The sequence below is a fragment of the Desulfatitalea tepidiphila genome, assembly GCF_001293685.1.
Classification (GTDB): Bacteria; Desulfobacterota; Desulfobacteria; order Desulfobacterales; family Desulfosarcinaceae; genus Desulfatitalea; species Desulfatitalea tepidiphila.
Genome location: NZ_BCAG01000006.1, coordinates 515,757 through 536,852 on the forward strand (window position 1 = coordinate 515,757; position 21,096 = coordinate 536,852).

A 21,096-nucleotide genomic window follows, 5' to 3' on the forward strand; every position below is an offset into this window, starting at 1 on the left:
AGCGGATGTCACAGCGCTCGATTGAGAATGTCGGCCAGTTCGTCGTCGGTCAATTGGACCGGGTTGCCCTTCATGCTGCTGGCGGCCTTGGCCTTGGCCGCCAGGTCGGGCAGTTCGGCACGCGTCAACCCCCAGGCCGACAAACCGGGAATCTCCAGCCGGGCCACCAGATCGTGCAACCAGGCCACCAGCTCCACGGTCGTGGCCCTGGACGAGACCATCATTTGCGCGGCCTCGGTGTAACGTGCAAGCGTGGCGTCCCCCGCCTTCCGTCGGACCAGAGCCGCCAGGTTGGCTTCCACCACGAACGGCAACAGCCGGGCGCACAGGGCCCCGTGGGGCGCGCCGATCATGCCGCCCAGCGGACCCGCAATCCCGTGCACTGCGCCCAGTCCGGCATTGGCCAGGGCCATACCGCTGAAGAGGCTGGCCAGCGCCATATCGGTGCGCGCCGCCAGATCGTCGCTGCGGGCCACGACCTGCGGCAGGGCCTTGGCCGCGCGCCCCAGCCCCTCCCGGCAGAGGCCGTCGGTCAACGGATTGGCCTTGGCCGATACGAAGGATTCGAGCAGCTGGGTCAGGGCGTCGCAGCCGGTGGCGGCCGTGACCGCCGACGGCAGAGACAGGGTCAGTTCCGGGTCGACGATGGCCAGATCGGGCAGCATTCCCGGACCGCGCAGGCTCACCTTGACGCGGTGGGCGAGGCTCTTTAGCACGGCATTGCGGGTCACTTCGCTCCCGGTGCCGGCCGTGGTGGGAATGGCGATGGCGGGCAGTGGGGGTTGCGAAAGGGGCCGAGCCGAGCCGATGACCTCCAGATAGGTTTCCACCGGTTCCCTGTTGGTGGCCAGGGCGGCAATGGCCTTGGCCGCGTCCAGGGCGCTGCCGCCGCCGAACCCGATGACCAGGTCGCAGCCAACCTCGCGCGCCAGAGCAGCCCCATCGACCGCCTGTTCGACTTCCGGTTCCGCCGACACGCTGAAGGCCTGCCAGGCGATACCCCGGTTTTCCAATTGGCGGGTCAGGGCGGCGGCCCGCTCGGGATGGCGTCCAGTGACCAGCAGGGCGCGTCGTCCCAGGCGCGGCGCGGCATCGGCCGCTTCGGCGAGGGTTCCGGCCCCGAAAAGAATCCGGCCGGCCGTGGCAAATGAGAATCGCATGGCTATTCGATCCAGTTGAAGGTCCGTTCGATGGCCTTTTTCCAACCTTCTATGCCCTTGGCCCGCTGCTCGGCATCCATGCGCGGATGCCAGGTCTTGTCCATGGCCCAGTTGCGCCTGAGCTCGTCGAATCCGCGCACCAGCCCACTGGCCAGCGCCGCGGCCGAGGCGGCCCCCAGTGCGGTGGTCTCGATGATCCTGGGCCGCACCACCGGCACGCCCAGGATGTCGGACTGAAACTGCATGAGCAGTTCGTTGACCACCATGCCGCCGTCCACCCGCAGACTACTCAGGGCCACACCCGAATCCTTCTGCATGGCTTCGGCCACATCCAGGGTCTGGTAAGCCACGGCTTCGAGCACGGCCCGGGCGATGTGATTGCGGTTGATGTAGCGGGTCAGCCCCACCATGACGCCCCGGGCGTCCGAGCGCCAGTGGGGCGCATATAAACCGGAAAAGGCCGGCACGATGTAAGCGCCGCCGGTGTCCTCCACCTGGCGCGCCATGGGTTCGATCTCGGCGGCATGCTCGATGAACTTGAGATTGTCGCGCAGCCACTGCACCAGGGCGCCGGCAATGGCGATGGAGCCCTCGAGGCAGTAAACCGGATCCCTGCCCCGCATCTGGTAGCCGACCGTGGTGAGCATGCCGTGCTGGCTGGCCACGGCCTCGGTTCCGGTGTTGAGCAACAGAAAGCACCCGGTACCGTAAGTGTTCTTGGCCTCCCCCACCTCGAAGCAGGCCTGGCCGACCAGGGCGGCCTGCTGGTCGCCGAGCGCCCCGCACACCGGCACCTCGGCGCCCAGGGGGCCGTCGGCGCGGGTGGTGCCCCAGGTCTGCGAATCGATGGAAGGCACGATTCTGGGCAACATCGATTCCGGGATATGGAGAATCTTCAAGATCTCGGGGTCCCAAGACAAGGTTTTCAGGTCCATGAGCATTGTGCGGCTGGCATTGGAGACGTCGGTGACATGGGCACCGCCGTCGGGCCCGCCGGTCAGCCACCAGATGATCCAGGACTCGATGGTGCCCGCCATGGCATGACCCGATGCGGCCCCCTTGCGCGCCGCCTCGACGTTATCCATGATCCAGCGGATTTTGGGGCCGGAAAAATAGGTGGAGATGGGCAGGCCGGTCTTGGCCCGGAACCGGTCCTGGCCGCCTTCCCGGGAGAGGCGCCGGCAGATTTCGTCGGTGCGCATGCACTGCCAGACGATGGCATTCATGTAAGGTCGGCCGTTACGTCGGTCCCACATCACCGTGGTCTCGCGCTGGTTGGTGATTCCGATGGCCGCGATATCCTTGCCGGTCAGTCCGGTCTTGGCCAGGGCGCCGCGGATCACCTCGCCGGTGTTGTGCCAGATCTCCATGGGATCGTGCTCGACCCAGCCGGGCTGGGGAAAAATCTGGGCATGCTCTTTCTGGTCCAGCCCCATGATCCGACCGCGCTCGTCGAAGATGATGAAACGGTTGCTGGTGGTCCCCAGATCCAATGCACCGATATATTTGCCCATGGTTTTTCTCCTTTCGCCCTCGAAAACGATTACGCCCCAAACAAGTTTAGCCCGAACCGGCAAAAATTGTCCAGGCGCCTGATCGAGCATCAGCTATTTTAATTGAATGCCATTCATTAAACCCGGCGAGGGTGGAGCAGATGGCCGATGCGATGCGTAATTCTTTATTAATAAAGCTTTTGTAAAAACCGCGCGGCCGCCCTCACGGCGCCGTAAGCCGTGGCGATGGCCAATCCACTGCCGCATTTCTGCCGGATCCAATCCTGGTGCGCGAGAATCGAGCCGGCTGCGAACAAGTTGTCGTGCACCGGCCGGCCCTTGGCATCCACGGGGCGGAAATCTGCGTCCACTCCGACGCCGGCCCGATTGATCGGATGTCCCTGGAGATCGAGAAGGTCCTTGTGGTGCCAGCTCGCGCGATCCTTGGGCTGGGCGACCGGCAGGCCGAAGAGGGTTTCACGGATACCACCGCGGTCGGCCTGCAACCCCTTTCCGAAAAAGCGTCCGGTACACAGGACCGCGGCGCGCGCTTTGACCCGGCGAGGTGCATCCTCCGGCGCGATGGTGAAGGCCATGCCGCCGTCCTTCGACCGCCGGACCGCCAAGACCCGATGTTGAAACAGCGGACGGACGCCCATGGGCGGCAGGCGCTGCTCGAAGAGCTCGCGAAGACGAAGGCCGGCGACACCCGGCACCATGGTGGGGATCTCGAAGACCGGAAGCCCAAGGCCGCTTTGCAAATCGGCCTGGACCTCCCGGGTGCGGTACATGCCCAAAACGGCCGGCAGCCCCACCGCCGCCACGCCGCCCAGATGCGGGCGGATGGCATCGGCCAGCTGTTGGCGGACGGCAGGCGCATCGAGGGCGCGCGCCATATGCTCCACGTACAGTTCGCCCCGGCCGCCGGGAAAAACGAGCCGCACCGGCTTGAGTACCGGCCAGCGGTCGGCCAGGCCCGCTGCGATCTGATGGGCACTGTAGCCCTTCAAGCCGTCGAAGTCCACCAGCAGACAAGGGGCCTGTCGATCCAGGGCCCATGCCCCCGCCTGCATGGTGTGAGGCACGGCATAGGTGGTTTTCAAAGTGCCGACGGGCGTCACAATCCGCTGGTTGCCGCGTTGGGGAACCGCATGGGGGTACCCGCTTGTCTCGAAAAAATCGAGCAGGGTTTGAAAGGCCGTACGAATGGTTTCGATATCGAGCCGGGCATATGGGTGGTGAGGTTCGTCCCGGCAAAGCCGGACAATACCCTCCCACGGATCGTCCACCGGCGTACCCTGGACCACCGGATGAACCCCGAGCAGATCGATCAATCCACTGGCGAAACCGATCTCGCCGGTCAGCCCCACCTGAATCGTGTCGATGCCCTGGCGTACGGCGAAAAACGCCGCGGCCATACCAGCCATGCCCGTGCCGATGATCATCAGGTCGCAGGAGAGATCGCAAGAGGGCTGTTTCCCAGATACGTTCATGGGGATTTCTCCAACTCCAAACCGAAAAGCCCGCAATGCATGGCCTCGAGCAACTCGGCCTGGGCCAGGTTCATGTCCCACAGCAAGGGTTGCTGGCCCCGCCAGCGTTCTCGCAAAAACAGACGCAACTGGACAAGGCCATCTGCGCCCTGGAGATGTCCCCGGTCGTAAAGATAGGCCGCCAGCCGCTGGCTGCAAAATGTCCCCTGGCAAGGGCCTTTGCCGATGCGGCTGCGCAGTCCGATCGCCTTGAGATCCGGTCGGCCGTCCAACGCCTGCAGGCCGGCCACGATCTCATCCACCACACTCTGGGAAACCATCTCGCACTCACACAACAGCATGTCGTCGGGCGCTTTTTGGCGCAGCCACACATTGGGTGCCAATCCCGGTTCCGTCCAACGGGCATCCACTGTATCGGGCAACGCCGTCACGTCGGTGCGACACCTGGCCGTAACGCCCAGGCGGCTGCACACCAGATCGGCCGTCTTTTCGGCCATGAGGCGATAGGTGGTCAGCTTGCCGCCGGAAATGGTGATCAAATTGGAGGGAGCGCCGGGTTGCCGGGCGTGATCGATCAGGGCGAAACCGCGGCTCACCGCACGGTCGTCGTCATCCTCGGATGTTTGGGGATCGTCGGCGCCCAGCAGAGGACGCACGCCGCAATAGGCACGGATGTAGCGGGTGACAGCCAGTTGGGGAATCATGGCCGCACCCTGGTCGATGATGGTATCCACTTCGTGGACTTCCGGATAGATTACGTCCGGCGAATCCACCCGCACCGAGGTGGTCCCCAAAATGGAAACCGTGCCGCCGGGCACGAGAATATCCCCATCGGTGGGCATGCGCAGCCGATTGACGACCCGTTCGCACAATCTGCTCTGGGTGACGAGCAGGCTGCCTTTGGAATAGCGCATCTCGATGGTGGCCCCGGCCAGACCGGCCACCACACCGGCCCAGGCCCCGGCGGCATTGACCACCACATCGGCATCGATCGTCTCGGATCTTCCCGTCACCTCATCTATTATGGTCGTCCGGCGGATGCGGCTCTGGGCCATCTGGAAGCCGGTCACCCGGCAGTGGCGCCTCAATACGGCACCATGTCGACGCGCATCGGCCATGTTGTCCAGGGAGAGCTTGAAGGGATCGACGGTCGCGTCATCCACCAGGTACGCCGCGATGAGCGTATCCGAAAGTGTGGGCTCCATCTCACGGGCCTCTTTCGGATCGACCTGGCGCACCGGGATGTGGCAACGTCGGCACATCTGGGGAAAATCGGCAATATACCGTTCGTCATCACCGGCCACGGCCACGAACAGGCCGCCGGTGTTTTCGATACAATGCGGCGCCAACTGTTTGAGACGCTGATTTTCGATATGGCACTCGGCGGCCGCGGCCGGATCCGAAGCGATGTAGCGCGCGCCGCTGTGCAGCAGGCCGTGGTTGCCACCCGATGCACCGGCATTGATGTCGCGCTTTTCGACGACGACGACAGAAAGGCCTCGCAACGCCAGGTCGCGGGCCAGTCCCGTTCCGGTGACACCGGCACCGATGATGAGAACTTGGGTTTGCATCAGAGGCCTGCCTTTCCGGCGCCTGAGGTCTGAAGCAATGAGGTCGGGCCGTCACGCTCAGGGTTTTTGCTTGTGAAAGCCCGCAGCGAATGTTAGGTTCTTTTCATTGTCTTACATCATACGCCGTCGATCATCTGATGGTGAACAATTACCAAAAAAAATTTTTAATGTCACCTCATAATTTTCGTTTTAGAAAATATATTGTTCTTTTTGTTACACCAGTATGACCTCACCAGTTCCCGGAGGCTTCATGGCACCATCGATGCACGATCACCAAACAGGCGCATTGCCGTTCAGATCCGAAAATTCCCAGCCGGAGGAAGCGGGCGGCGACCGCATGAACCTGGGAGACCGCCACGCCCAGATCAAACAGATCGTCCAGACCAAGGGCTTTGTCACCATCGAGCAACTGGCCCGGGAATTCGGCGTCACCCCCCAGACCATCCGGCGAGACATCAATGTGCTGAGCAAATCCGGGGCGATTCAGCGGTTTCATGGCGGTGCCGGCATCGCCTCGAGCACCGAGAACGTGGCCTACAACGAACGCAAGATCATCTGTTTCCAGGAGAAGCGTAAAATCGCCGCCATGGTGGCCGAACAAATCCCGGACCACGCGTCGCTCTTCATCAACATCGGCACCACCACCGAGGCGGTGGCCCAGGCCCTGATTCATCACAAACGTCTGCGCATCATCACCAACAACCTGAATGTGGCCACCATCCTGTCGTCGAACGAAAATTTCGAAGTGATCGTGACCGGAGGCCTGGTTCGTCACCGCGACGGTGGCCTGATTGGTGAGGCCACTATCGATTTTATTCAACAATTCAAGGTGGATTTCGGCATCATCGGCATCAGCGGCATCGACCTGGACGGCACCCTGCTCGACTTCGATTACCGCGAGGTGCGCGTTGCGCGCGCCATCATCGACAATTCCCGCAAAGTCTATCTGGCCACGGATCATACCAAGTTCGGGCGCAATGCCATGGTCCGCCTGGGAAATATTTCGGAAATCGACAGCCTGTTCACCGATCAAGCACCGCCCCCGAGTCTGGTGGAAATCATGAACCAGGCCGAAGTGCGCCTGTTTGTGGCATAATGTGCCGAATCCGGGCGCACGCCCGGCCGGTTCGATGGAAAACATACCCCCTATTCGTAACTGATCATGAAATTCGCAAAGATTTGCTAATGCAAAACCGATTTTTTCACTTGCGAAACACAAACGCCATTGCTATACAGTTCAAATCCCACCCCAATCATCATCGCCATCGTTCGTTGGCGTAGGGTCAGCATAGAAACAAGGAAGCACCGGATGAGGACCTAGAGATATCTTGGAGCTGGCAATGGGTCTGCAGCTTGAAAACCTCGACAAACTGGTCGGCCGGGAAATTTACCTGAAAGATATCCGGCTCGATCTGGCGTCAGGGACACGCCACGTGATTCTGGGCCGAACCCTGGCCGGCAAGACGACGCTGTTGCGCATTCTGGCGGGTCTGGACAAGCCCTCCCACGGCCGCATCCTGGTGGACGGCCAAGACGTCACCGGTGTGTCGGTCCGCAAACGCAGCGTGGCCATGGTCTATCAACAGTTCATCAACTACCCATCCTTGACGGTTTTCGACAATATCGCTTCACCCCTCAAGCTGGCCGGGATCTCCAAGCAGGAGATCGACGCCCGTGTGCGCCGCACGGCCGCCATGCTGCATATCGACAATCTGCTCGACCGAATGCCCGCCGAACTGTCGGGCGGTCAGCAGCAACGCACGGCCATCGCCCGGGCCCTGGTGAAAGAAACCCAACTGCTTCTGCTCGACGAACCCCTGGTGAATCTCGACTATAAGCTGCGCGAGGAGCTGCGGGTCGAACTGCAGCAGATTTTCAAGCAACGCGATGCCATCGTGGTTTACACCACCACCGAACCGGCCGAAGCACTGATGCTGGGCGGCAACATCGTCATCATGGACCAAGGACGAATCCTTCAGGCCGGCCCGACGGCCCAAGTCTATCGGCATCCGGCCAGCGCCCCGGTGGCGGAGATTTTTTCCGACCCGCCGATCAATTTTGTACACGGCCATGTGCGCAGCCGCCAGGCCTGGTTCGGCCGTGGGATCTCCCTGCCGTTGGCCGGACACCTGGCCGGCCTGACCGAGGGGGAGTACACCTTCGGGGTGCGCTGCAACCATCTTTTCCTCAAGACTTCGAATCCGGAAGACATCGAAATCAGGGCCGTGGTGGAGTTGAGTGAGATCAACGGCTCGGAGACCTTTATCCATGTGAGTTATGACGATCACAAGTTGGTGGTCCAGGACGACGGGATCCACCAGTTGAAGCTGGGCAGGGAGATTCCGGTCTACGTCAATCCCTGTCATTTTTTCGTTTTCGACGAACAGGGCCGACTGGCCGCCGCACCGGATCAGGCCTGCCACACTAAACTTTAATCTTTGACTCCCGGGGAAGCCGGGCCAGGAGCTTTTCGCCATGGCGCGCATCGAGATGCAGGAGGTCGCCCATAGCTATCATGGCAATAGTCAAAACCTGGAAGACTATGCCCTCAAACGGATCCACATGACCTGGGATGATGGCGGCGCCTATGCCCTTCTGGGGCCGTCGGGATGCGGCAAAACCACCATGCTCAACATCATCTCGGGACTGCTCGTCCCGAGTCAGGGAGCGGTCCTATACAATGGCAAAGATGTGACCGCCCTGCCCCCGGAAAAGCGCAACATCGCGCAGGTGTTCCAGTTTCCTGTCCTCTACGACACCATGACCGTGGCCGACAACCTCGCCTTTCCCCTGCGCAACCGGGGCATGGCATCCGATGCCGTCCGGGAGCGGGTGCTGGAAGTGGCCGACATGCTGGATCTCGGTGCGGTCTTGAACAAAAAGGCGGCCGGCCTCACCGCCGATGCCAAGCAGAAGATATCTCTCGGGCGCGGCCTGGTTCGCAGCGACGTGGCGGCCATTCTGTTCGACGAGCCCTTGACCGTCATCGACCCGCACCTGAAATGGCAACTGCGGCGCAAGCTCAAAGAGATACACGAACGGGCCCGAATGACCATGATCTACGTCACCCACGACCAGGTGGAGGCCATGACTTTCGCCGACCAGATCGTGGTGATGTACGAGGGTGAAGTGGTCCAGATTGGGAGTCCCGAGGCCCTGTACGAGCGACCCCAGCACAAGTTCGTCGGATACTTTATCGGCAGCCCGGGCATGAATTTCATGGCCTGCAAGGTGGACGGCGCCGTCGCCCACGTCAACGGTGCGGCCATCGCCCTGGATCCGGCCGTGGCCGAAGCGGCGCGCAACGCCTCGGGGAAGCTCGAAATCGGCATCCGCCCCATGCACCTGGAGGTGCACGGCACCCCGATGGCCGATGCCGTTCCGGCCGCAGTCAGTTTCGTTGAAGATCATGGCAACTGCCGGATCGTCAGCCTGGCCCTGGACGGCCAGACCCTGCGCGCAAGGATCCCCGAAGGGCAAAGCGTGCCCGACGACAAGGCCTGGCTGCGTTTTCCACCCCAGTGGACGCGGCTGTTCGCCAATGAACGGCTGGTCGCATAGGCAAGGGAGTCATTCGATGGAAAAGTGGGAAAACAACCGGGCCTGGTTTCTGGTGTTGCCGGTCTTCGTGGTGGTGGCCTTCAGCGCCATCATACCCCTGATGACCGTGGTCAACTACTCGATCCAGGATATCTTCGGCCCCGGCAACGCAGTCTTCGTGGGCACCGAGTGGTTCGAAGAGATGCTCACCGACAGCCGCCTTCACGATGCCCTGTGGCGCCAGTTCATCTTCTCGGGCCTGGTGCTGCTCATCGAAATTCCGCTGGGCATCCTCATCGCCCTGGCCATGCCCAAGAAAGGCTGGGGCGTATCGGCCAGCCTGATCACCCTGGCCGTCCCCCTGCTCATCCCCTGGAACGTCATCGGTACCATCTGGATCATCTTCACCCGGCCGGATATCGGCCTGTTCGGGGTGGGTATCAACAGCCTGAATCTTCTCGACGTGCCCTTCGATCACACGGCCCGGCCGTCGTTCGCCTGGATCACCCTGATGGCCATGGAGGTATGGCACTGGACTCCCCTGGTGGCCCTGCTCTGCTATGCCGGCCTGCGCGCGATTCCCGAAGCCTACTACCAGGCCGCCAAGATCGACGGCGCCTCGGCCTGGTCGGTGTTCCGCTACATCCAACTGCCCAAGATGCGCGGCGTGCTCACCATCGCCGTGCTGCTCAGGTGGATGGACAGCTTTCTCATCTATGCCGAGCCGTTCGCACTGACCGGCGGCGGCCCGGGCAACTCGACCACCTTTTTGTCGATCTATCTCGTCAAGCTGGCCACCGGCCAGTTCGACCTCGGACCGGCGGCCGCCTTTTCCCTGATCTATTTTCTCATCGTCCTGCTGTTCAGCTTCATCTTCTACCAGGCCCTGCTCAACGTCGGTAAAGGAGAAAAAATCGCATGAAAATCCAAAAGCGAACGCTCGGCCTGATCTTCTATTTCGTTCTAATAGTGGTGCCCATCTACTGGATGCTCAACATGTCCCTGCGCAGCAATGCCGACATCCTGAGCACCTTCTCCCTCTATCCGGCCGACATCACCTTCGAGAACTACATCAAGATCTTTACGGACGAAAGCTGGTATTCGGGCTACATCAACGCCATGATCTACGTCACCCTGAATACCGTCATGTCCCTGGCCTTCGCCCTGCCGGCCGCCTATGCCTTTTCGCGTTTCAGGTTCCTCGGCGACGGCCAGATGTTCTTCTGGCTGCTGACCAACCGCATGGCGCCGCCGGCCGTCTTCCTGCTGCCCTACTTTCAACTTTACTCCACCGTCAATCTGATCGACACCCACATCGCCGTGGCCCTGGCCCACTGCCTGTTCAACGTTCCCCTGGCCGTGTGGATCCTGGAAGGCTTCATGTCCGGCATTCCCAAGGAGATCGACGAAACGGCCTTCATCGACGGCTACAGCTTCCCGCGCTTTTTTATCACCATCTTCATTCCGTTGATCCGGGCCGGCGTTGGTGTCACCGCCTTTTTCTGCTTCATGTTCAGCTGGGTCGAACTGCTTTTCGCGCGCACCCTGACGGTGACCGAGGCCAAGCCGATCGTGGCGACCATGACCCGCACCATCAGCGCCACCGGCCTGGACTGGGGGCTGCTGGCGGCCAACGGCATCCTTACCATCGTACCCGGCGCCCTGGTGATCTGGTTCGTGCGGAACCACCTGGCCAAGGGCTTCGCGCTGGGCCGCGTGTAAAGGAGGCGCCGCATGAGTCTGGAATGGATGTATTGGACGGTTCCCACGGCCATTTTCTTTATCGCCATCTTTCTGATGATCGCCGGCATGCTGGTCTGGGAGTTGGTTTCGCCCACCATCGAACGGCGCGGCTTTCTCAGGGTCCCCACGACGCGCGGAACGCGTTTTTTTATCGGCCTGCTGGGCACCGCCTATATCCACCTGGCCTGGATCGGTCTGACGGACTGGTCTTTGTGGCCGGCGCTGCCCGTTTCGGCCGTATGGGTGTTTATCGTGATGCGCTGGGGATAATCGACGCATGAGAAACCAAAAGGAGACAATCCCCTGACCCAACCCGGACGTGTGTCTATCATGGGGCGGCCAAAGCCTTCACGCCCCGGATAACGTCCAGAACCCAAACCCCACCCCTGAAGGCAAAAAGGAGGAGGCTCATGAAAGGCAAGTTGAAGAAGTCGACGTTCATCGGCGTCGCGCTGGCCGTCATGCTCGCCCTGGCCGCTGGTCCGGCCTGCGCGGATATGGCTGCCGCCAAGAAGTGGGTTGATTCGGAGTTCCAGCCCTCGACCCTGACCAAGGATCAGCAGCTCAAAGAGATGGAATGGTTCATAAAGGCGTCCAAGCCGTTCAAAGGCATGAACATCAAGGTCGTCTCGGAAACCATTCCGACGCACGAATACGAAGCCAAGGTATTGGCCAAGGCCTTCGAAGAGATCACCGGCATCAAAGTCTCGTTCGACCTGATCCAGGAAGGCGATGTGATCGAAAAGCTCCAGACCCAGTGGGCGTCCGGACAAAACATCTACGATGCCTGGATCAATGATTCCGATCTGATCGGGACCCACGCCCGCTATGGCTACGTGGTGCCCCTGTCCGACTTCATGAAAGGCGAAGGCAAGGATGTGACCCTGCCGACCCTGGATGTGGACGACTTCATGGGCAAGTCCTTCACCACCGGACCCGACGGCAAACTCTACCAGCTGCCCGACCAGCAATTCGCCAACCTCTACTGGTTCCGCTACGACTGGTTCAAACGGGACGATTTCAAAAAACAGTTCAAGGAGATTTACGGCTATGAATTGGGCGTGCCGGTCAACTGGTCGGCCTACGAAGACATTGCCGAATTCTTTACCGAGCATGTCCGTGAAATCGACGGCAAGGCCGTGTTCGGCCACAACGACTATGGCAAGAAGGCACCGGATTTGGGCTGGCGCTTCACCGACGCCTGGCTCTCCATGGCCGGGGCCGGCGACAAGGGCATTCCCAACGGGTTGCCGGTGGACGAATGGGGCATCCGCATGGAAGGGTGCCGCCCGGTGGGCGCCACCGTGGCCCGCGGCGGTGCGGCCAACGGACCGGCAGCCAAGTACTCCCTGCGCAAGTACATGGAGTGGCTGAGGAAATACGCCCCTCCGGGCAGTCTCGGCATGGATTTTTACACCTACCTGCCCTTTCTGGCCAACGGCAGCGTGGCCCAGCAGATATTCTGGTACACCGCGTTCCTGCCCAGCATGGTCGAACCGGGGCCCACGGTCAACGCGGACGGCACCCCCAAATGGCGCATGGCCCCGTCGCCCCATGGCCCCTATTGGGAAGAGGGCATGAAACTGGGGTATCAGGACTGCGGTTCCTGGACCTTCATGAAGAGCACGCCGCTGGAACGCCGCAAGGCCGCCTGGCTTTTCGCCCAGTTCTGCGTGGCCAAGACCACCTCGCTTAAAAAGGCCCATGTGGGTTTGACGCCCATCCGCGACAGCGACATTCGTCATGCTTCCTTCACCGAGCGCGCCCCCAAACTCGGCGGCCTGGTGGAGTTCTATCGCAGCCCGGCCCGTGTGGCATGGAGCCCGACGGGCGTCAACGTGCCCGACTATCCGAAATTGGCCCAGCTGTGGTGGCAGAACATCGGCGAGGCCGTTTCCGGTGAAGTGACGGTGGACACGGCCATGGACAACCTGGCCAAGGAGATGGACCGCGTGCTCGAGCGCATCGCCCGCTCCAAGACCCAGGGCGAGTGCGGCCCCCAACTCAACCCTGAAAAAGACGAAGCCTACTGGCTGAACCAACCCGGATCACCCAAGGCCAAAGTGAATGAGAAGCCCAAGGGCGAGACGGTCGACTACGACAAACTCATCCAAGCCTGGCGGGAAGGTCGTGTGAAATAACACCGACTTCTTAAAAGCCTGCATGTCAAACACCGCGGCGCACTGCTTTCGGGCAGGGCGCCGCTGGTTTTTAAGCGATAGGGAGTTCAAACACTTTCCAGCCTTGCGCATCCTTTCCGAAACTCTTCCATAAAAATTTTATTTCCGGTACTTGGCAAAATCCGGCTTCCGTTTTTCCATAAAAGCGTTTTTACCTTCCACCGACTCGTCCGTGCCGTAAAACATGCTCAGGCCGCCAACGCCCAAATGGGTGATGCCTGTCACACCGTCCGTTTCCGCGTGAAAAGCGTACTTGAGCATTTTGAGGGCCGTGGGACTTTTTTCGAGCAGGTCCGCACACCATTTAGCGACCTCTTCGTCCAGCTGGTCATAGGGGACCACGGCATTGACCAAGCCCATTTCGAGCGCCTCTTTGGCCGTGTAGAGCCGGCACATGTACCAGATCTCTTTTGCCTTCTTCAACCCCACACACCGGACCAGATCGCCTGTACCGTAACCGGGGTCGAAACTGCCGACCTTGGGTCCAGCCTGGCCCAGCTTGGCAGTTTCGGCCGCGATGGAAAGGTCGCAAACCACCTGGAAGACGTGTCCTCCGCCGATGGCAAATCCGTTGACCCTGGCAATGACCGGCTTGGGGATGGTCCGGATCAGGCTGGAAACCGTCTGCCAACCGACTTCCACCGGCAATGCCGCCAGGGTGCCCGCATAGCCGCTCTTGTCCCGGATCGACTGATCGCCACCGGTGCAAAAGGCTTTCTCGCCGGCGCCGGTGAACACCACCACCCCCACGGTGTTGTCCACCCAGGCATCCGTGAGGGCCTGATTCAACTCCAGGAGTGTCAGAGAAGTACAGGCATTGTATTTTTGGGGTCGATTGATCGTGATTTTGGCGACGCCGTCTTTTTTTTCATAAATGACTTCTTCGAAATTCATGTTGTCCTCCTTGTCGAATCCCAGTGGTCCGGCTTTTTCGAGTTGCGCCAAACGTCCGGGCTATCGGTAATTGTAGGGAAGAAATTCCCGGCCCATCATTTCACGCTGCACCACCAGCTTGGAAACCTGCGAGGTCCCATCCGCAATTTCGATGGCAAGCACATCTCTCAGGCGCTGCTCGAGGGGGTATTCCTTCGTATACCCGTAATGCCCATGCAGCGTGATGCAGTCCCGGATGGCGTTGGTGGAGAACCGCGGGGCCATCCACTTGACCATTCCGGCCTCCTTGGTGCTCGATTGTCCCTGGTCGCGCAGCCACAATGCTTTGTAACACAGCAGTCGCACCGCTTCCAGGAGGCTGAAATGCTCGATGATCGGAAATGATACCGCTTCGAAAGTGGCCAGGGGTCGTCCGAAGGCCGTACGCCCCTTGACATGCGCCATGGTTTCCTGGAGCGACACGAGGGCCGGCGCTATGGCTTCCAGACAAAGAAAGATGCGGCTGATGTCGAATCCGCGCATGGCCAGCCGAAACCCCCTGCCCTCCTCGCCGATCCGATAACTTTCCGGTATCTCAACATTTTGCAGGAACAGCGAGCCCCGGACAATGGCATTGCATCCGAGATCCTCATAGGCTTGCGTGGACATGCCGGGAAGATTACAGGGAACGACAAAACAACTGACCCCCCTGGCATCATGGCCGGGTGTGGTCCGGGCAAACACCAGCGCGAAATCGGCATCCATAATCGCCGTGATGCCGGATTTCTCCCCGTTTAAAACATAGGCATCGCCTTTTCTTACCGCGCTGGTCTGAAGCGCGCCGGCATCAGTCCCGCTTCCCGGCTCGGTCAAACAGAAGGCGCAGACCTGTTCACCGGCCAGAAAGGGATCGAGAAACGCCTTTTGTACTGACCTGCTTCCTTGCTCCAGAAGACCCGCACACAGGTGGCCGGCCACCTGTGTCGACATGGGAAGGCTGCAATCTCCCCGGGAAAGCTCTTCGCACACAAGTCCCTCGGTGACGTATGATTCGCCGAGCCCCCCCAATTCTTGACTGACCGATACGCCGATATAGCCGAGGTCACCCATTTTCTTGACCAGTTCACGGGGATATTTCCTCTCCCTGTCCCACTGGCTGTACCTTGGCGCAAGTTCTTCCTGGGCAAACCGCCGGACCTCCTTTTGAATCAATTTTTGCTCTTTGCTGAAATCAAAATCCATGACAGGCCTCTATATACTTGGATGGACATTAGCTCATGGTCAAGCCGCCGCTGACGCTCAAGGTTTGACCGGTGATAAAATCCGCCTCTCTGGAAGCCAGAAAAACCACCGCGGCGCCAATCTCTTCCGGCGTTCCGGTCCGGCCCAGAGGAATGATCTTATCCATTTTGGACAATACTTTTGTCGCAAACTCGCTTTCCTGCTTCATCTGCTGAGTCAGCGGGGTATCCGTAGGTCCGGGACATATCACGTTGACCGTAATCTGATTCCTGGCGACTTCCCTGGCCAAAGACTTGCTGAAGGCGATGATGGCGGCCTTGGCACCTGCATACACGGCTTCACCGCTGCTCCCGACCCGGGCGGCATCGGATCCGATGTTGATGATTTTGCCATGCTTCCTTTCGATCATGTCTGGGACCACCGAATAGACACAATTGAGCACCCCTTTGTAATTGATGTCGATCACTTTATCCCAGAACTCGGGCGTTGTTTTGACAAAGGGGATCATACGGTCCCAGCCGGCGTTGTTGACCAGGATATCCACTGGGCCGAACTGTTCCTTGATCTCAGTAACCGCTTTCTTGACCTTTTCGATGTCCGTGATGTCGGCTTGCACGGCCATTGCCCTCCCAAATTCCTTATCGATGAGATCGGCTGTCTGCTTAGCGACGGCTTCGTCAATGTCGGCAATGGCGACATTGGCGCCCTGCTGGGCCAATGCAACAGAAATGGCTTTCCCGATCCCCTGGGCGCCTCCGGTCACCAATGCTGTTTTGTTGGTTAGTTCGAACATTTGCCCCTCCTTATTTTAAAATCATGGGTTGGATACATATCCCAGTTCTGCGGATGTCTTTTCCGCCGCCTCACGCACCATCCGGCCATACGTGTCCAGATCGTCGAGTTCAAAACTGAAAACAGCTGCCGACAGCCCGATACAGCCCACGTGCTTGCCAGTTGAATTAAAAACAGGGGCGGCAACCCGTCGCACGCCTTCCCGCAACTCCTGATCTTCGAAACCATAGCCGCGCGCTTGCGTTTCCTGGATCTCTTGTTCGAGACGCGCCATGTCCGTGATCGTATGTTGGGTCATTGCCGGCAGTCCGATTTTTTTCAGAACACGCCGCCGCTTATCCGGATCCATCAAAGCCAGATAAACCTTTCCAACGCTGACCGCGTGCAGATAGGGAATCACGCTGCCAACTCGGGAATACAATGAGATCTCCTCGGTGCCGCGAATCTGTTCGAGCAATATCAGTTGATCCCGGTCAAGGCTTGACAACTCGATGGTCTTGCCCGTTTTTTGCGACAACGCCTTCATCGATTTCCAGGCCGCGGTGCGAAGCTCGAATTTGTCGGGCAACCCGTGACCGAGATATAGGAATTTGAGCCCGATTCTGTAGAGCCCTCTCCGGCTGGACTTGTCCAGAAAGCCCCGAATGCACAGGGTGTTGAGAATTCGAATCAAGGATTGGCGTGGGATATCGACGTTGTCCATGATCTCGGAAAACGATAGCTCCCGTTGAGAAGATGAAATGAATTCCATCACATCGATCGCGCGATGAATCGCCGTGACAGTGTTATGGTTGTCATTTTGGCCCATTGTGTGTCCCATTGGTGGTTTCAGTTTTACCATATATGATTTTTTAAATACCATATTTGGTACTTATGAGCGTTGTTTGCCATTGTCAAGAAAAAGATCAATGGCCTCTCATTTTACAGGTACTCGCACCAACCCGCATGAGGGGCGACTCACCCGAGCCATGCACTTGCGACCCGTTTTCGAGATTTGTCTACGCAAAGGTCTTTAAAGAAGAGTTGCTCATTTCTGGAGCCGAGAGGAAGGCAGCGTGAATTCCGCTGAATCTATGATTGGATCAGAACGCCGATATAGGGCTAATGGGTCATTCGTGGATAGACTAACTTGTGCCCGTTCACAAATAGGCAAATTGGGTCGAGATCAAGGCGCGCGAAAAATTTAACCGCAGGCATATGGTCGATATTCCGAGGATTAAATTTTTCGCGCAACGCAGATATCGGCCCAATTGGCCATTTGTGGATGGGCACTGACTAACTCAACCCGCACCAGGTGGTGTTCTCAGACAGGGGCGCCCGATGGGTTTCAACCCGGTTGGCCGGGTATTCCGGATCCGGATAGCCGACGGCAATGGCGATGACGATGGTCTTATTGTGATCAATATGGGCGTGCCGCCGAATGACATCCGGATAAAAGATCCCCTGATCTTCGATGCAGGTCCCTAGACCGTGCTCGAGTGCGAGCAGACAAATGTTTTGCATGACGGCCCCGATATCGAGCAGGGGGCCGACTTCCCCCAGCACCCGGTCGGTGCAGATGATGATGGCGGCCGGGGCATCGAAAAACCGAAACCCTCGTTCCACCCACTGCTGCCGCTTTTCCGCGTCCTGCCGCTCGATGCCCATCAGGCTGAACAGCTGCTTTGCCAGGGCCACCTGCCGTTGCCGGAAGACGCTGTCCCGGGGCCACTGCCCGGTCATGTGTTCGGGACTGCCCGAATGCCCGGACCGAAGGTTTTCGACATTTTCACTGCGGATTTTGTCCAACACCCGCCCTGACACGACCGTGAATTCCCATGGCTGGGAGTTCAGGGCTGACGGGGCATATGCCGCCGTCTGGAGAATGGATTCGATCACGCCCGCAGGCACCGGATCCGGCTTAAAACCACGAATGCTTTTTCTTTTACGAATCGCTTCAGTCACATTCATCGTTACCCCCCGGCAGTGGTTGTTTTCCTGTATCTGAATTATCATTCATGCGTTTTGCTATAGTATGCCGCTCAGTTCCAGACAACCACTATAACAGGCGAACAGCACCTTCGACCAGACATCGTTCCATGCCACATTACCGGCAGATGGGACGGGAGTTTTGATTCGGCGCGACAAACCAGGGGCACCTTTCAGGCCCGATCGTAACGACCGGCTAGACGCAAACTCTGAACACCAATTGACAGTAGGCACCCTCTTCTCGGGCCGACTCTGCATCGGATGTCAGTTGCTGGGTTGCCGAAGCGCACCACTCGTCAAAAAGGGGATCGGTCCAATCGTAACGACGCAGATCGTCCACCTCTTCGGCAAGGACGTTGGGTTTGCTCCGGCGGCCGGCGCTCTTTTTGATTTTCTGCAAGATCATGGTGCCCCCTTGTGTAAGGGAGACGGATGTCCTTGAATGGACAACTTCACGCCTGCAGAGGCTCTGGACCGATGGCAGAAGGAAAGGTGCTGAAATGATCTGATGAGATGGATGTAGTATCCAAGACGAACGGCCAGCAGCGGCGCTGCATGCGATGCTGTTTTCTCCCGCTAATGACCTGCAAGATGCGATGCGTTTTACGCGAAAACCGTCGCATCCATCCAATGCCAAAAAATAAAGATGCGAGGATGGTTCGTCAACATTCGAACCGGAAGTATTTTCCCGTGTTGTTTGTATCAAAAGGCCGGACCGGTGGTATGAATGGCCACCATCTCCTGACCGTTACGTTCGGCCTGGGTGGTCTGCCCGGCGGCCACGGCCTGGACGAGGCCGATCAACTCTTCACGGGCATCGGGCAGCGCCCTGCCTTCGATCAACGTCCCGGCGTCGAAATCCATGTCGTCGGTCATGCTCGCAAAGAGACGGCTGTTGGAGGCGATTTTGACCACCGGCACCGTGGGAAATCCGGCAGGGGTGCCGCGCCCGGTCGTAAAAAGCATGAGCTGGGCCCCGCCGGCGGCCATGCCGGTCAGGGAGAAGATATCCGATCCCGGGGTATCCATGAGCACGAGCCCCTTTTTGGATGGGGCCTGGCCATAGGCCACCAGTTCCTGAATAGGCGTGGTGCCGCCCTTGACGATGCACCCCATGGATTTTTCGGTGATCGTGGAGAGCCCGCCATCCATGTTGCCCGGCGATATCACCATGCCGGCCCGTTCTCCGAGCAGTTCTTCTGTACGCCGTCTCTGGCCTTGGATCAAATCGACGATTTCCGATGCCAGACGCGGATCAGCCGCCCGCTTGGCCAGGATCGTTTCGGTGCCGATCATTTCCGTGGTTTCCGAAAGGATCGCGGTGGCCCCTGCGGCCACCAACCAGTCGGCCACCGCGCCCACCAGGCAGTTGGCCGTCAGGCCGGACAAGGCATCCGATCCGCCGCACTCCATGCCGACGGTCAACTCGGAGAGCGGGCATGGTTCGCGCCGCTGTTGCGCGGCTGCAACCAGCATGCGCCGGGCAATACCGATGCCGGCCGCCGTGGCCTTGACCGATCCGCCGGCATCCTGAATGACGATCGTCTCCACCGGTTTGTCCACCTCTCCGATGGCTTCGGCCAGGCCGTCAACCTTGATCGACTCGCAGCCCAGGCCCACCAGCAGCACCGCTGCCACATTGGGGTTGCGGCCCAAACCGGCCAGGGTGCGCCTGGCGATAAGCACATCTGCAGTGGCCCGGCCGCACCCTTCGGTGTGGGTGATGATTTTGACATCCGGCAATTCGCGGCCGATGGCCTGGACCACGCCGTTGGCGCAACTCACCGAGCTCATGACCAACACATGGTTGCGGGTGCCGACGGCACCGTTCTTTCGTCTGTAACCCAAAAAATCCATGCGTGTCCTGTCCTTACGCGATGATGTTATGCGTGTGCACCCACTCGCCGGCCCGGATGGCCGTCCTGGCCCGGGCGATGACTTCGCCGTACTTAACGATCGGCGCATCGGACGCGATATGCGCCACCGCCACCTTATGGTGGCGCGGAATGTCGGTGACGGCAGGCAGAACTTCCATATCGGCACCGGTCACTGAGTCGCCCCTGGCGATGGACACCACGGCCACGGCCACATTGTCTTGCGGATGGATGCGAATGACGTTCCGGTTCATCACGGCTCCTCTCCCCAGACCTTTTTGCTTCGGGCGATTTTTTTGAGGACGACCTGCCAGGTGTCGGTGCCCAGAAACGAGGCGTCGTAGCGCCGCAGCATCTCGGCGAACATGTCGAACGGCACTGAAAACGACAGCTCGTCGGTCTTGAAGAACTTGCGCGCCGACGGATCCCAACCGCCCAGGGCCGCCTTGCGCAGACCGCGCGCCTGGTAGTGGGCCGGCCAGATCACCAGGCTGCCGCAGGCCGCGCTCCAGGGAGTGACCACCACCTCCGGATCGTTGGTGACGAAAGCGGCCAGCTGATGCAGGCCGCACATGGACTCGGGCCGGGCGAAAAAGAGCACCATTTCAGGTGTCTCTTTTTCTACGAAAAGAGGCAGCGGCTTGACCACGCAGTATGTGTGCGGCGCGGGTCGCGGATCGATAAAATCGAAGATCCGGCGCAGTGCATCCGGACTCTCGCAGTAATACTCGCCGGCCATGTGCCCGGGCATGCCCGAGGACACATAGTGGATGATGGTTTCAACCTGGGGCTTGTTGAATCCCAGCCAGAAGGCCGCACCGAGGCAGCCGAACTGCTCGGCCGAAAAATAGGCGACGGCCTGTTTCTTGCGCGCCCGCCAGATGTGACCCAGGGCGCACGAGAAGTTGCCAAAAACGGCCGGCCAGTCGACGGCATTGGCCCGCTCCTTTTCCACGGTGGGCAGATCGCCCGGCTTGGGCGCGAACCCCTCGGCCGGCTTTTCATCGGTGTAGAAAAGCCCCATGGGGTGTTCGTCGAGCCCCAGGCGATCTAGAAACCTGGACAGTTCATCGATGATCTTCGGATCCATAAGCACCTCCCTGGCGGACCGGCCGGCCCGCAAATGATAAAAATCATTTTACATGCTTCCCCGCCCAGCGTAAAGCC

The 21,096-nt window shown here is 59.7% G+C and carries 20 protein-coding genes; 7 read left to right on the top strand and 13 right to left on the bottom strand.

The features are described from left to right. Window positions 1-8 precede the first annotated feature (8 nt). The 4 genes from DFT_RS22225 to glpA all read right to left on the bottom strand — a co-directional run bounded on the left by DFT_RS22225 (window position 9) and on the right by glpA (window position 5,717). The gene (locus DFT_RS22225) at window positions 9-1,160 is read right to left on the bottom strand and encodes an iron-containing alcohol dehydrogenase (protein ID WP_054033443.1); all 1,152 of its coding nucleotides are present in this window, start codon (window positions 1,158-1,160) and stop codon (window positions 9-11) included. Window positions 1,161-1,162: 2 nt separating this feature from the next. Beyond that, entirely contained in the window at window positions 1,163-2,674 is a 1,512-nt protein-coding gene (gene glpK / locus DFT_RS22230; protein ID WP_054033445.1) for a glycerol kinase GlpK, read from the bottom strand. A gap of 167 nt (window positions 2,675-2,841) precedes the next feature. Further along, window positions 2,842-4,146 carry a glycerol-3-phosphate dehydrogenase subunit GlpB gene (gene glpB / locus DFT_RS22235; RefSeq protein ID WP_054033447.1) on the bottom strand — a complete coding sequence of 435 codons (1,305 nt, stop codon included), beginning with the start codon at window positions 4,144-4,146 and terminating at the stop codon, window positions 2,842-2,844. Further along, the gene (gene glpA / locus DFT_RS22240) at window positions 4,143-5,717 is read right to left on the bottom strand and encodes an anaerobic glycerol-3-phosphate dehydrogenase subunit GlpA (protein WP_054033449.1); all 1,575 of its coding nucleotides are present in this window, start codon (window positions 5,715-5,717) and stop codon (window positions 4,143-4,145) included. Before glpA ends, glpB begins: the two co-directional genes overlap by 4 nt. 250 nt (window positions 5,718-5,967) lie before the next feature. On the opposite strand from glpA, the gene DFT_RS22245 reads away from it, so the two are divergent. From DFT_RS22245 to DFT_RS22275, 7 genes are all read left to right on the top strand, one after another. Beyond that, entirely contained in the window at window positions 5,968-6,813 is an 846-nt protein-coding gene (locus tag DFT_RS22245; protein WP_305791202.1) for a DeoR/GlpR family transcriptional regulator, read from the top strand. 244 nt (window positions 6,814-7,057) lie between these two features. Beyond that, entirely contained in the window at window positions 7,058-8,152 is a 1,095-nt protein-coding gene (locus DFT_RS22250) for an ABC transporter ATP-binding protein (protein WP_054033451.1), read from the top strand. Between the two features lie 40 nt (window positions 8,153-8,192). Then, window positions 8,193-9,278 (top strand): ABC transporter ATP-binding protein, encoded by a 1,086-nt coding sequence (locus DFT_RS22255; RefSeq protein WP_054033453.1) that lies wholly within the window; start codon window positions 8,193-8,195, stop codon window positions 9,276-9,278. 16 nt (window positions 9,279-9,294) lie between these two features. Continuing rightward, on the top strand, window positions 9,295-10,179 hold the full coding sequence (locus DFT_RS22260; RefSeq protein WP_054033455.1) for a carbohydrate ABC transporter permease: 885 nt from the start codon (window positions 9,295-9,297) through the stop codon (window positions 10,177-10,179). Continuing rightward, entirely contained in the window at window positions 10,176-10,979 is an 804-nt protein-coding gene (locus tag DFT_RS22265; protein WP_054033457.1) for a carbohydrate ABC transporter permease, read from the top strand. The genes DFT_RS22260 and DFT_RS22265 overlap by 4 nt, the downstream gene beginning before the upstream one ends. A gap of 12 nt (window positions 10,980-10,991) precedes the next feature. After that, entirely contained in the window at window positions 10,992-11,270 is a 279-nt protein-coding gene (locus tag DFT_RS22270) for a DUF2160 domain-containing protein (protein ID WP_200907128.1), read from the top strand. A 140-nt stretch (window positions 11,271-11,410) separates the two neighbouring features. Next, window positions 11,411-13,141, top strand: coding sequence for an ABC transporter substrate-binding protein (locus tag DFT_RS22275; protein ID WP_054033459.1), 1,731 nt, complete (start codon window positions 11,411-11,413; stop codon window positions 13,139-13,141). 138 nt (window positions 13,142-13,279) lie between these two features. Here the strand turns inward: DFT_RS22275 and DFT_RS22280 are convergent, their stop codons facing one another. The 9 genes from DFT_RS22280 to DFT_RS22320 form a co-directional block, all read right to left on the bottom strand. Then, window positions 13,280-14,074 carry an enoyl-CoA hydratase-related protein gene (locus tag DFT_RS22280; RefSeq protein ID WP_054033461.1) on the bottom strand — a complete coding sequence of 265 codons (795 nt, stop codon included), beginning with the start codon at window positions 14,072-14,074 and terminating at the stop codon, window positions 13,280-13,282. A gap of 60 nt (window positions 14,075-14,134) precedes the next feature. Next, a complete protein-coding gene (locus DFT_RS22285) occupies window positions 14,135-15,295 on the bottom strand; it encodes an acyl-CoA dehydrogenase family protein (protein WP_054033462.1) in 1,161 nt (386 codons plus the stop codon). Window positions 15,296-15,323: 28 nt separating this feature from the next. After that, the gene (locus DFT_RS22290) at window positions 15,324-16,088 is read right to left on the bottom strand and encodes an SDR family NAD(P)-dependent oxidoreductase (protein WP_054033464.1); all 765 of its coding nucleotides are present in this window, start codon (window positions 16,086-16,088) and stop codon (window positions 15,324-15,326) included. Between the two features lie 21 nt (window positions 16,089-16,109). Continuing rightward, window positions 16,110-16,895, bottom strand: a complete 786-nt coding sequence (locus DFT_RS22295; RefSeq protein WP_054033466.1) for an IclR family transcriptional regulator — start codon at window positions 16,893-16,895, stop codon at window positions 16,110-16,112. 467 nt (window positions 16,896-17,362) lie between these two features. Next, window positions 17,363-18,037 carry a nitroreductase gene (locus tag DFT_RS22300; protein WP_054033468.1) on the bottom strand — a complete coding sequence of 225 codons (675 nt, stop codon included), beginning with the start codon at window positions 18,035-18,037 and terminating at the stop codon, window positions 17,363-17,365. A 214-nt stretch (window positions 18,038-18,251) separates the two neighbouring features. Next, window positions 18,252-18,461, bottom strand: coding sequence for a hypothetical protein (locus tag DFT_RS22305; protein ID WP_054033470.1), 210 nt, complete (start codon window positions 18,459-18,461; stop codon window positions 18,252-18,254). A 296-nt stretch (window positions 18,462-18,757) separates the two neighbouring features. Continuing rightward, complete coding sequence (locus tag DFT_RS22310; protein WP_054033473.1) at window positions 18,758-19,912, bottom strand: UxaA family hydrolase; 1,155 nt, start codon at window positions 19,910-19,912, stop codon at window positions 18,758-18,760. Window positions 19,913-19,925: 13 nt separating this feature from the next. After that, entirely contained in the window at window positions 19,926-20,183 is a 258-nt protein-coding gene (locus DFT_RS22315) for a UxaA family hydrolase (RefSeq protein WP_054033474.1), read from the bottom strand. After that, window positions 20,183-21,019, bottom strand: a complete 837-nt coding sequence (locus tag DFT_RS22320) for a DUF169 domain-containing protein (RefSeq protein ID WP_054033476.1) — start codon at window positions 21,017-21,019, stop codon at window positions 20,183-20,185. Before DFT_RS22320 ends, DFT_RS22315 begins: the two co-directional genes overlap by 1 nt. Window positions 21,020-21,096: the final 77 nt, after the last annotated feature.